The following is a 13039-nucleotide window of genomic DNA, read 5'->3' as shown; positions in this document are numbered from 1 at the left end:
CACCCCTTTAGAAAACTTGTCAGAATTCCATTAATACATAAAACGATTCATAAACCTCAGTTGATCAAATCGTTGGATGGAATCCGGGTCCACTCTGGTACCGATTCTCGCCATTAAACAATTAGCTGGATGGGAACTGATTTCAGGGTCATCCGTTGCGTAATATTCCAATCCGCCGGCGTTCATCATTTTTTCCATCACTTTACGATATTCCCACACGTTCAGGCCAGTCCCTTTTAAATCCCAATGCCAATAATATTCAGTCGTAATGACGATGTAGTCATTCATATAATCATCCATCATGGAAACCTTTAATAGATTCTTTCCGACGGAAGCCCCGCGGAATTTGGGGATGACTTCGATTGCTCCAAGCTCGATCAGATTATCCATTTTTCCTTGAGACCAGCGTTCAAGGGGATCTGGATATAAATATGTAACATATCCAACAATCGTATGATTATCTCTCGCAATCAGGATTCGGCCTTCTGGTAAACTCGCAATCTCTACAAGGGCTTTATGCTGCTGGGCAGGGGGCCTGAAAGCGACCAAGTCCTCGTGAAAGTCAAGCCTGGCTAATTCTTCAGCGGAAATAGGGCCTTCAATAATGATATTTCCCTTTGTTGTTTTCAATTCTGTTGCATTATAGGTTTTTTTCAATTTCATCTGGACACCACCTAAAGATATTCCTCAAGTCCATTATACATGAAATTGATAAATGTATAGCGCTTTCACAAAATTTTCAGACGTTTGAAGCAAGGAAATTATTCTGCAATACCTATCTGGAACAAGGGTTTGAAGAGTTTTTATAAGAAATACACCAAAGAGTACTTTTAGGCAGATTTTTTAAAAAATTGAGAAAATATTAAATTTATACTATAATAAGATTGTAATTTCTTACATAAGGGGGATGCGGTATATGAAAGTGGAAGCGTTACCAGTAACTAAGGGAAACTATAATCTTGAAAGCTATGAAAATACGTATGAATCATTTGATTGGAAAGATGTCGAAAAAGAATTTTCATGGGCGGAAACAGGACGAGTCAATCTGGCTCATGAAGCGATCGACCGACATGCAGTATCTTTCAGGAAAAATAAAGTCGCTCTTTATTACCGAGATGCAGAACGTGATGAAAAATATACGTACTCTGATATGAAGAAGATGTCGAACAAAGCAGGAAATGTATTGAAACGTTTTGGGGATGTTGAAAAAGGTGACCGTGTCTTCATCTTCATGCCGAGATCACCGGAACTGTATTTCTCCGTATTAGGTGCAATCAAACTGGGTGCCATCGTCGGTCCACTGTTTGAAGCATTCATGGAGGGAGCCGTTCGTGATCGTTTAGAGGATAGTGAAGCAAAGGTACTGATCACAACTCCCGAGCTATTGAAGAGGGTTCCCGTAAGTGAACTTCCGAACCTAAAGCATGTTTTCTTAATTGGAGAAGATGTACAGGAGGACGATGTCCATGTAGACTTTATGACTAAATTTGCTGAAGCGAGCAATAAATTGCAAGTAGAATGGGTAGACCGGAACGATGGGTTGATCCTTCATTATACATCAGGGTCCACCGGTAAACCAAAAGGGGTCCTTCATGTCCATAACGCTATGATCCAACATTATCAAACTTCCAAGTGGGTGCTCGACCTTCAGGAAGAGGATGTGTATTGGTGCACAGCGGATCCGGGCTGGGTCACAGGGACTTCGTATGGAATCTTCGGTCCGTGGCTGACAGGTGCCTCGAACGTCATTGTAGGGGGACGCTTCAAGCCGGAGAACTGGTATCAAACGATTGAAGATTATGGGGTGACGGTCTGGTACAGTGCTCCAACGGCCTTCAGGATGTTGATGGGTGCCGGTGATGAAGTAGTGAAACAATTCGACTTAAGCTCCCTTCGTCATATCCTGAGCGTAGGAGAGCCTTTAAACCCTGAGGTTGTCCGCTGGGGAATGAAAGTATTCAACCTGCGCATCCATGATACTTGGTGGATGACTGAAACAGGCGGTCAATTGATCTGTAACTATCCGAGCTTGGAAATCAAACCGGGATCCATGGGGAAACCATTCCCGGGAGTGAAAGCGGCGATTGTGGATGATCAAGGAAACGAAGTGCCTCCTTACCGTATGGGGAACTTAGCGATCAAAAAAGGCTGGCCATCCATGATGAACCAGATCTGGAATAATCCACAGAAGTATGACTCATACTTCATGCCTGGCGACTGGTATGTTTCAGGAGATTCAGCTTATATGGATGAAGACGGTTATTTCTGGTTCCAGGGCCGGATTGATGATGTCATCATGACGTCCGGGGAACGAGTAGGTCCGTTTGAGGTAGAAAGCAAGCTTGTAGAACATCCGGCAGTCGCCGAAGCAGGTGTCATTGGGAAACCTGATCCGGTTCGCGGCGAAATCATCAAAGCGTTTATCGCTCTTCGCGACGGCTACGAAGTGACAGATGAGCTGAAAGAAGAGATTCGTCAATTCGTGAAAAAAGGATTGGCTGCCCATGCGGCCCCTAGAGAAATCGAATTCCGAGACAAACTTCCAAAGACAAGAAGCGGAAAAATCATGCGCCGAGTATTGAAGGCATGGGAGTTAGACCTGCCTACCGGTGATTTAAGTACAATGGAAGATTAATAGTTGGAAGAACCCCCGCTCGTGAAGTGGGGGTTTTTTTGTGATTACTTTTTTGGAGGGATGTGAAATTTGCATTCATCAAAAAAACGAGCGAAAAGTAAACACTTTTCGCTCGTTTTTTAACTTGTTAACTAGTTCTCCTCAGCAGGTGGCTCAGGCTCAGCAGGTGGCTCGGTTCCGCCGCCATCGTCACCGCCTCCGCCATCACCGCCGCCATCATCAGCTGGCGGTGGTGGCTCAGGCTTGTCTGGTTTAGGGGGAGGATCGGCCGGTTTATCACCAGGCGGTTTCGGATCCGTTGCCGGCTTCTCAGGCTTCGGTTCCGGTTTTGGCTCTGGTTTTCCGATTTGTACAGTGTTGGAAGATGCAGATTGTTTACCGGCTACATCAACGGCAACCACATAGAAATCACCATTTCCAACGGAAACTGAATAACTCCCGCCAGAATTGACACTGCCGACTTTGCCGCCGGATTTACTATATACACGATATCCAACGACATCTCCGCTTGCAGACGGGGTCCAAGTGATGGTATTACCATTGGCACTTGCTCTTACCGTCCCTGGAGCTGCTCCATCGTCTGAAATTTTGTTTTCTGCAATCAGAACATTTTTGAATCGATTGTCACCTTCCGGAATGAGTTTGTTTGGATCTCCAGGTACAGAACCAAATACATTCTTCACAAAGTCAGGATTCAAGATCACTCCCGGCTGTGAAAATTCTTCCGGCGTATTAGGCAGAGCTAAATATTTCTTTCCGTTTACCATGACATAGCGGCTCATGAGTAAGCTGTCATCGGTTTTGGTCGGTACATATTTAGCGTTGAATAAGTCACTTTTCACTAACCCGGCCTGACTGCATGCTTCTGATGGCAGCAATCCCGAAATCGAGCAGAAGGATCTTCTTACAACACCTTCCGGCTGCTGGAATTGTGCATCGGGATCAATCAGCTCAGGAGCCAAGTCCCTCGTGTCATTCAATAAGTAGGACCATAAACGGATATTACGTAATCCATAATGTCCATACTGTGCCCGGGATCCCGGTGTATTTAAGGAAGAAGGTGTGTCATATCCAAACCACGTTCCGAATGTAATGCTCGGATTGGATGCGACAAACCAGTGATCCTTGTATTCCTGACTCGTTCCGGATTTCCCGGCCCAGTCAGAACCAAAGTTCAGGAATTTCTTCGCATAACGTCCCGTACCTAGTGAATGATCCAGGGTATCCCTCATCATATCGATGGCAAGGTAAGCAGTCTGCGGACTGAATACATCCACCGGTTCTACTTTATGTTCGAATACCACATTGCCATCTTGATCGACAATTTTATCGATCATGTAGGCATCTATGAATTTCCCGCCATTAGCAAAAGTAGTATAGGCATTTACATTTTCTTCGACTGTTACACCACTTGTAGTGGCTCCGAGTGCAAGTGACAGGTTATTGTCATATCGGCTGGTTAGTGATGAAAAGCCCATCTTCAGAAGGAATTCTTTAAATGGATTTCGGTTATAGATGTTGGCATATGTTCTTACAGCAGGTAAGTTCAATGATTCTGCCAGTGCATGTCTTGCAGGGAAAAGTCCACGTTCATTAAGCGAGTAGTTTTCAGGCGTCCAGCCATTGATGTTTACACCAACGTCAGGAATAGGGGATCCAGGTGAAATGTATCCGTATTCCAGTGCCGGTGCATATGCAAGTAATGGCTTCATGGTAGAACCGTTTGATCTCAGGGACTGGGTGGCGTGGTTGATTTGTTCTGTTTTAAAGTCACGTCCGCCGATGAAACTGATGATGCGTCCCGTTTTATTTTCAATCATGATCGCTCCGACCTGAACCGGTTCCTGTACTTCCACTTCTTCTCCTGTTTCAGGGTCAGTTGCCGATACATATTTAGAAGGTCCATACATTTCGTAGGCATCTTTAGTCTTTTGCATTTGATCATAGATTTTTTTATTGATGGTTGAGTGAATCTGATAACCGCTTTGACGGACATTGCGGTCCGCGAGGGTTCGGTACTTTTCTTCCAGTTCATCATTATTTTCAAGATCCTGTTTTGAATAGCCGTCTTTTTCGGCAAGTACATCCGTCATGATATCCACTGCCCTGCTTTCAAGTTCGGCAGTCAGCCAAGGATACTGTTCACTCGGTGATGGTTTAGGCTTGATGAAATCTTTCGATAGATCATAAGCAACGGCTTCACCGTACTCTTTCTTTGTAATATATCCTTCTCGGTGCATTCTGTAGAGTACTGTGTCTTTACGGCTCATTCCGGCTTCCAGGTTCTCTTTCATTTCCCCACTATTCGTAAAGGGAGTGTAAGAGAATGGAGCTTGTGGAAGTCCTGCAATGAACGCAGATTGAGGCAAGGTTAAGTCCTTGGCATCCACTCCGAATATCCCTTGGGCAGCAGATTGGACCCCGGCGATATTCCGACCGGAAGAATTACGTCCAAGTGTCGCTACATTCAAGTACGCTTCCAGAATTTCGTCCTTTTCAAAGAAACGTTCCAAGCGAAGGGCGAGGAGTATTTCCTTTGCTTTTCTTTCAAACGATACTTCATTCGTCAATATTTGGTTTTTGATTAGCTGTTGTGTGAGTGTACTTCCACCTGATTGAGTGGAGGAATTGGTGAATTCCTGAAGTACGGCACGCATGATCGCTTTCGGTACGACACCGTTATGTTCTTTGAAGTATTCATCTTCCGTGGCAATAACAGCATTTCGCAGATCTTCTGAAACATCTTCAAGCTTCACTTCTTCGCGCTCTAAGTCTGTTCGGAATTTCCCCAAATATACATCATTGGCGAAGTAAAGCTTCGACGTTTCTTCGTAATTGTAAATATCCTTTTTCATTTGGTCATAAGGACGTATCGGTTCTTCCTTCACGAGAGAAGCGAAATATCCCGCTCCAACTCCTCCTGCAAATACAAAACCTAATACAAATAGTACCAAAAGGATCAAGGATAGGTTCCAAAATACTCCGTATGTAATTCTTGCTCGTTTTTGAACTCCAGTATTTGAAAAGAACCTGATTGCAGGGTCTAGTTTTTCGAGTAATATGTTCCATTTTTCCTTCATATAATCATTCCCCCCAGAACATTCCCATTATAGCATATTTACAGGAAGGCTGTCGTAAAAAGTCAAAGAAAAGGGTCTTTTATCAGGCATTTAGTTGACTATTATTTGAGAATATGGTAAAAACCTTATATAACGAATAGAATGACAATCTGACTTACAGTCGGATTTACTTACAAAAAAATGAACGTGTGATCGCAATGAGAGGAACAAGTAGTCTGCCTTCCCTGTTATAAAGAGAGTCAGTGGTTGCTGTGAACTGACACAAATGGCAGATGAATTACATCCTGGAGCTTTTGCTGTGAACCTTTAGTAGCAGCAAACGGTTAAAGCCGTTATCTTTAATGAGTGAAGGATGTAATTCCTTAATTTGGGTGGTACCGCGCGACAGCGTCCCTGCATTTATGCAGGGACTTTTTTGTTGTCTTGTTTTACAAAAAAGGAGGAAATAACATGGATTTGATAAAGGACTTGGAATGGCGTGGAATCACGTATCAACAAACGGACGCTGAAGGGTTGAAGGGCCTGTTGAATAAAGAGAGTATCTCCATTTACTGCGGGATTGATCCGACAGCAGACAGTATGCATATCGGGCATCTCCTTCCATTTTTAACATTGAGACGCTTCCAGAATCAAGGGCATCGTCCACTTGTACTAGTGGGAGGGGCAACCGGATTGATCGGTGATCCGAGCGGTAAAAATGAAGAGCGTAAACTGCAGACAATTGAAGCGATTCAGGGGAATGTGGCGAGCATTAAAGTGCAGTTGGAAAGCATCTTTGATTTCGAAGGGGAAAATGGTGCAGTAATGGTGAATAACTATGACTGGATCGGAGCGATGGATGTTGTCACATTCCTTCGTGATTTCGGTAAGCATGTGGGTGTGAATTACATGCTGGCAAAAGATACAATCGCGTCACGCCTGGAATCAGGTATTTCGTTCACTGAATTTACGTACACCATTCTGCAGGCACTGGACTTCAATCATTTATACGACAACTACAATTGTAAGCTTCAAATCGGAGGCAGTGATCAGTGGGGGAATATCACGACTGGCCTTGAGCTGATCAGGCGTACCCATGAAGAAGAAACGAAGGCGTTCGGTTTCACGATTCCACTTGTAACGAAAGCAGATGGAAGTAAATTCGGTAAAACTGAAAGTGGAGCAATTTGGTTGGATGCGAAAAAGACGTCTCCTTACGAGTTCTACCAGTTCTGGATCAACGCAGCCGATGCAGATGTCGTGAAATACCTGAAATACTTTACATTCCTTTCACACGAAGAGATCGATGCTCTGGCACAGTCTGTTGAAACGGAACCTCATCTTCGTAAGGCGCAAAAGGCACTGGCTGAAGAAATGACAAAACTGATTCATGGTGAAGAAGCTCTTGATCAAGCCATCCGCATTACACAAGCATTATTCAGTGGTGAGATCAAATCTTTATCGGCTTCTGAAATTCTAGAAGGATTCAAAGATGTTCCATCATTCGAACAGGCTAAAGGAGAAGAGATCGGATTGATCGACCTTCTTGTAAATGCAAAAATCTCACCATCCAAGCGACAGGCTCGTGAAGATGTCGGAAATGGTGCAGTATACCTTAACGGTGAACGTGTAACAGACCTTCAACATGTGATGGATGAAAAAGATATGATCGAAGGACAATTTACCATCATTCGCCGTGGAAAGAAGAAATATTTTAGAATTCAGTACGTATAATACTAGTATTGAATCTGACAGTGCGGTATCCGTTTCTCTTTTGTGGAGCGGGTACCGTGCTTTTGTTGTGGTTCCGGATTTGAACACAAAAAAGCACTGTCCATAAAATGGACAGTGTTTTTCTTACAAAGATTAACGAGAGTAGAACTCAACGATAAGAGCTTCGTTAATTTCAGCTGGTAATTCAGAACGTTCAGGAACGCGTGTGAATGTACCTTCTAATTTGTCAGCATCGAAAGTTAGGAATTCAGGAACAAAGCTGTTCACTTCCATCGCTTCTTTGATGATGTCAAGGTTAGCTGATTTTTCACGAACTGAGATTGTTTGACCAGGAAGAACGCGGAATGAAGGGATATCTACGCGAGATCCGTTCACTGTAACGTGACCGTGGTTAACAAGTTGACGTGCTTGACGACGAGTACGAGCAAGACCTAAACGATAAACAACGTTATCCAGGCGGCACTCAAGTAGCGCCATGAAGTTTTCACCGTGTTTACCTTGTAATTTGCCAGCTTGGTCAAATAGGTTACGGAATTGACGCTCAGTTACTCCGTACATGTGACGAAGTTTTTGCTTCTCTTGAAGTTGTAAACCGTACTCAGAGATTTTTTTACGTTGGTTAGGACCATGTTGTCCAGGAGCGTAAGGACGCTTTTCTAATTCTTTACCCGTTCCGCTTAGAGAGATTCCAAGACGACGAGATAATTTCCAGCTTGGGCCAGTATATCGAGCCATGAATGACTCCTCCTTTATTGTTTTTATTTTGTTGTAAAATAAAAACACCTGTGAATAAACAATTATGTGCATTTTGTTTTCATGTACCTTCGCCCTAGCAGCAGAGGGTTACAAGATACACCTCAATATGTAGAGGAACAAAATACGAACATAAAGGACTTCACTGAAGCTGCATTATTTTACACAAAGAATATTATATGACGGGAGAGACTAGAAGTCAAGGAAGGATTTTAAGATGAACGGATTTCATAGATTCTTGCGAGTGTTGTTCTCTAAACAAAATAGTCCAAAAGTCATTTCTTGTGATATAATAAAAGTGGAAAATATGTTGAATAGGTGAATGTCGTTGAAAGAATCAAAAAGAGAAAAGACCCTTCGATTTGTATTGATCGGTCTGTGCGTCCTGGTTGTTTTCGGAGGGTTTGTTTATTCTTCCGATTCCCCGGAAAGAGTGGATGAGTCCGGGCAATCGATCCATGCGGAGGTACTAACTGCAGGAAATAGAGAGCAGAACCCCGTCATCGCTGTAGCAAAGATGGCTCAAGATCAGCCTGTCCTTATTATATATGAACTTGATAGAAGCAATCAGTATTATTTTAAGGTATTACATAGTGTGTCGTTACAGAAAAGAGTGAAAAAGATAGGACTCACCAAAGATAAAGATGGAATTTGGGTCCGATTAGATAAGAAACAATGGGTGTTATTTTCGAACTCTTTAGAGGTTTTACAAGAGAAGAAGGATGCTCCTTCTTCGGTGATTTCCAGTAAACAACCTTTTAAACATGAGGAGCATAAGCATGTGATAGATGTTTCCTTTAAAGAGGACAAAGACCCGATTTCACTGGATTGGTCAGGTCAAAAAGATGATCCTGTGGAAGTCCATTCTTTATCGGCAGATAAGTCCTTATGGCTCGTGGTATTACAAGAAGATCTGGTGCTGGCTCAAGGTCAATGATGTTAATAGTTTCACAAACCTTTCAGGTGTGGGTGAGAAAAATGTACGTTGTTCATAATTCTTTGCTTGAATATAAGTCAAAGCTGTTTGATTTAATCTATGAAGAAATGTCAGTTGAATTGGGGCATTCTGCTCATTTGCAAAAGTGGCTGACCATGATTAAAGACTGCCTTGATATTGATCGGGCATTTTTATATTTTTATAGCGAGTCTGCCTATTTCTTATATCACCCCAGTGACAATGAGGATGTTCCCCTTACGCTTGCTGAAACTAAGGAGAAATACATGGTTCGTCCTGTTATGGTTGAGGAAGAGGATGATTTCACCATCCGTTTTCACTTTACGAATAAAGATGGAAGTCCTCTGGCGATTCTGTTAGTAAAGAGGGATGATCGCAAAGAAGAGGCAGACGATAGCTGGCTCCAGTCCTTTTGGGAAGCCAGCAATCAATTTTTACAGCATACAGATGGAATCCAGACCGTGCTCGATGATGAAAAACGGTACAGGGAATTATTTAAAGTAACGGAGATCTTTCACTCGACCAGGGATGTTCATACGCTTCTCGTGCAGATCATTGAAACGTTGAAGCAGGTGTTTCCAATCGATGAATTCCACTTATTATTGTCTAACGACCGGTATGAATTCGGGACACTCCCCATTAAAAACTTTGATTTTGATCGTGCCAATGAGTCTGCCATGCAGGCATTTGTCAATGGGAGTATCGAAGTGAAGGAAAAGGATGTCCTGTATGCCCCTTTAAAAGGAAAACAGGGGATCTATGGCGTTCTTGAAGTGAAGTCAAAGGCCCATTTCACCTTTACGGAACAGAAGATCGAATTCATTCGCTTACTTGCCTATACGGCAGGGAATGCCCTTGAAAATGCCAAACTTTATGAACAATCCAAAAGACTCATTACCGATTTGCAGCTTATTAATGAAACGTCCCATCAGTTAAATTTGAATTTACGATTAACGGATACGGTCCTGTTTTTAAAGAAACAGATTCAACGATCCTTTCAAGCATCAGCCATCGGATTTGTTCTTGTTCAAAAAGGGGAATACAGAATCCTGGAAGAAAGCTCTTCAGTTTTTTTTGAACAAGAAGGTGAAAAGTATATCTCTTATGTAAAGGCGAGAATCGAGAAGGAACGGGATGCCATCTTTTTAGGTGATGTAAGCGATCGATTCGATATGGGAGTGGTCTTTCCTTCCGTCATGGCTGTGCCAATGATTCAAAATGAAGCCCTGTTAGGGTTTTGCATAGTGTTACATAAAGAACCGTATATGTTTTCATTTGATATGTACAAGCTGCTTCAGTCGTTTATCCATCATTCGACCTTGGCGATAACCAATGCAACCCTTCGTGAGAAACTCGAGCATATGGTCATTACCGATCATATGACCAAATTATTCGCACGGAATTATCTTGATGAAGAAATGGAATCTTCGATGAATAAGGATTCAATGGGAACCTTGCTGTTGATCGATATAGATGATTTCAAGGCGATTAATGATAATTACGGTCATCAAATTGGTGATGAAGTCATTATCGGGGTGGCGAACTTGATTAAAGGAATCGTCAGTCATCATGGATTTGTTGCCAGATGGGGAGGAGAAGAATTAGCGGTCTATCTGCCTTCTCTTGATCATGAGGCTGGTTCTGAAATTGCTCAACGCATTATCGAAGAGATTCCTGTGAATACAGATCCTTCAGTGACGCTGTCCTGTGGCTTATCCACTTGGAGAGTAAGGGACGACCAGTGCCCTAAGTCTGTAAAAGAATTAGTGAAGAAAGCAGATGAAGCACTCTATCATGCGAAAGATAATGGTAAGAATCAGGTTGTGAAAGATTGTGATGGAATCATCATGGAATGATAGTGTTCAGGAACCCGGAGCCGACATGAGTCTTCCGGGTTCTTCTTTATTGGCCATTTCCCTTTACCACTTTAGTGTAACCGCTTTCTTTTTTGTGGTGGTTATCATATTCTAGAATAGTAGTTACTTAGACTTAAAGGGAATACTGGGAGGAATACTGTATGAAAGAAGAGAAGCGTTTTGAAACAAGGGTGATTCATGAGGGTTATGAATCATCTCAGCATTTTGATAGTTTAGCGCCACCTTTATATCAAACTTCTACTTATACCTTTGCAAATGCGAAACAAGGGGAAAATCGATTTGCCGGTGAAGAGGAAGGATATATATATTCAAGATTGGGAAATCCGACAGTATCGATTCTGGAAGACAGAATGGCATCGTTAGAGGGAGGCGGGTCTGCCCTTGCCTTTGGTTCCGGTATGGCAGCTGTATCTGCCGTGTTATTCTCTTTGACCAAATCAGGGGATCATATCCTATGCTCCCAAGGGGTTTATGGCTGTACGTTCGGTTTACTTCAGCTCCTCCAAGAGAAATTTGCCATTCAACATGACTTTTCTTCCATGAGTACAGAAGAGGAAATCCGGGAGAAAATCACAGAACAAACGAGCTGTATTTATGTAGAAACACCCATCAATCCGACTATGCAGTTAATTGATCTTGAGCTAGTCGTGAAGGTAGCCCGTGAAAAAGGGATTCCTGTAGTGGTCGATAATACATTCTGCTCTCCATACTTACAACGACCATTGGAACTGGGATGCGATATTGTCATCCATAGCGCGACGAAGTACATCGGAGGTCATGGAGATGTGGTCGCGGGGCTTGTTGTGGGATCAGAGGAGAAGATGGCTGAAATTCGCATGACGACTCAGAAGGATATTGGAGGAATCATTTCTCCCTTTGATGCATGGTTATTATTGCGAGGGTTAAAAACATTGGCCGTGCGAATGGATCGTCACTGTGAAAGTGCTGAGAAGATTGCGGATCTATTAGCCGAGCACCCGGCAGTAGAAACCGTCATCTACCCGGGGCATTCCAATCACCCGCAGCATAAGGTCATGAAGAAACAAATGAAAAAAGCCGGCGGAATGATTTCCTTTACGATAAAAGGTTCGAAAGAAGAGGCCCAGAAGCTTATGGATGATCTGGAGATGATCAAGATTGCCGTAAGTCTGGGGGATGCAGAAACATTAATCCAGCATCCGGCAACCATGACTCATGCAGTCGTACCCGAGGAGTCGAGAAAAAGCATGGGAATTAGTGACACGCTCTTAAGGCTTTCCGTAGGATTGGAAGCACCGGAGGATATATGGAATGATTTATCACAGGCGTTGAATAAGGCATAAGGAAAAAGGAAGGAACCCATTTTGCGGTTCCTTCCTGTTTTTGTAGGGGAGGGTGTTTTATTCTTTCAAGTAGGCTTGATTTGACTTCTTTGCACTTTCTCCATAAAGCTCAAAAATAATGCTGTAAATGAACACCGTTAAAAAAATCGAGCCAACCATGTCGAGAATATAATGTTGTTTAACAAAAAGAGTTGAAACGATAATCAATGAGCCCATTATCGGCACAAAGGCAGAGTGAAACGAATGTTTATTCTTAATGTTAATATTGGCGAGAATGATTGAAAATGTCGTTAAAACATGGATGCTTGGAAAAGCATTATACGGCTGATCATGACTATAGATCATACGAACAAGATTGACAAACACGCCGTCTCCCACAAGATCGGGACGGGGTACTGTTGTCTGAAAATAAAAATAAATAACGAAACAAACCAACTCACCAATGACAATGACGCTCAGTGTTTTAATAAAGATAGGGATGTCTTTATACCAAAAGTAAAAAAGATATCCTAAAATAAATGCGTACCAGATTATATATGGCACAATAAACACCGGCACGAATGGGATCAATGCATCAATATCTGTAGAAAGGATGACCGCTTCACGGGTATCCGTATTTAAAAGTTTATATAACAACCCTAATGCCGGCATCACTAGAAAATATAATAAATAGGGTAAGTCTTTTTTCTTATCGCTCATATTAC

9 protein-coding genes and 1 other annotated feature are annotated in these 13039 nt (G+C 42.6%); of the genes, 5 read left to right on the top strand and 4 right to left on the bottom strand.

Annotated elements, in window-relative coordinates; translation table 11 throughout:
• Positions 1–30: 30 nt before the first annotated feature.
• Entirely contained in the window at positions 31–663 is a 633-nt protein-coding gene (locus ACIFOD_RS06655) for a GNAT family N-acetyltransferase (protein ID WP_113969775.1), read from the bottom strand.
• 253 nt (positions 664–916) lie between these two features.
• Here ACIFOD_RS06655 and acsA point away from each other — a divergent pair, with 253 nt between their 5' ends.
• Entirely contained in the window at positions 917–2635 is a 1719-nt protein-coding gene (gene acsA, locus ACIFOD_RS06650; protein WP_397551832.1) for an acetate--CoA ligase, read from the top strand.
• Positions 2636–2766: 131 nt separating this feature from the next.
• On the opposite strand, the gene ACIFOD_RS06645 is transcribed toward acsA, so the two are convergent.
• A complete protein-coding gene (locus ACIFOD_RS06645) occupies positions 2767–5715 on the bottom strand; it encodes a transglycosylase domain-containing protein (protein ID WP_430314002.1) in 2949 nt (982 codons plus the stop codon).
• A gap of 188 nt (positions 5716–5903) precedes the next feature.
• Positions 5904–6113: a binding site (T-box leader), on the top strand.
• A 52-nt stretch (positions 6114–6165) separates the two neighbouring features.
• Between ACIFOD_RS06645 and tyrS the strand changes: the two genes are divergently transcribed.
• On the top strand, positions 6166–7428 hold the full coding sequence (tyrS, locus tag ACIFOD_RS06640; protein WP_430314001.1) for a tyrosine--tRNA ligase: 1263 nt from the start codon (positions 6166–6168) through the stop codon (positions 7426–7428).
• 132 nt (positions 7429–7560) lie between these two features.
• Here tyrS and rpsD read toward each other — a convergent pair whose 3' ends face one another.
• Entirely contained in the window at positions 7561–8163 is a 603-nt protein-coding gene (rpsD, locus tag ACIFOD_RS06635; RefSeq protein WP_430314000.1) for a 30S ribosomal protein S4, read from the bottom strand.
• 346 nt (positions 8164–8509) lie between these two features.
• Between rpsD and ACIFOD_RS06630 the strand changes: the two genes are divergently transcribed.
• The 3 genes from ACIFOD_RS06630 (at position 8510) to megL (ending at position 12335) form a co-directional block, all read left to right on the top strand.
• Positions 8510–9118 (top strand): hypothetical protein, encoded by a 609-nt coding sequence (locus ACIFOD_RS06630; protein ID WP_430313999.1) that lies wholly within the window; start codon positions 8510–8512, stop codon positions 9116–9118.
• Positions 9119–9180: 62 nt separating this feature from the next.
• Positions 9181–10992, top strand: a complete 1812-nt coding sequence (locus ACIFOD_RS06625) for a sensor domain-containing diguanylate cyclase (protein WP_430313998.1) — start codon at positions 9181–9183, stop codon at positions 10990–10992.
• A gap of 161 nt (positions 10993–11153) precedes the next feature.
• A complete protein-coding gene (gene megL / locus ACIFOD_RS06620) occupies positions 11154–12335 on the top strand; it encodes a methionine gamma-lyase (RefSeq protein WP_430313997.1) in 1182 nt (393 codons plus the stop codon).
• Positions 12336–12392: 57 nt separating this feature from the next.
• Here the strand turns inward: megL and ACIFOD_RS06615 are convergent, their stop codons facing one another.
• The gene (locus ACIFOD_RS06615) at positions 12393–13034 is read right to left on the bottom strand and encodes a phosphatase PAP2 family protein (RefSeq protein ID WP_430313996.1); all 642 of its coding nucleotides are present in this window, start codon (positions 13032–13034) and stop codon (positions 12393–12395) included.
• Positions 13035–13039 lie beyond the last annotated feature (5 nt).

The sequence above is a fragment of the Rossellomorea sp. NRS-1567 genome, from assembly GCF_050467885.1.
GTDB lineage: Bacteria > Bacillota > Bacilli > Bacillales > Bacillaceae_B > Rossellomorea > Rossellomorea aquimaris_C.
The sequence above is the reverse complement of the archived record's forward strand: the minus strand, read 5'-3'. Positions and strand labels throughout refer to the sequence as shown.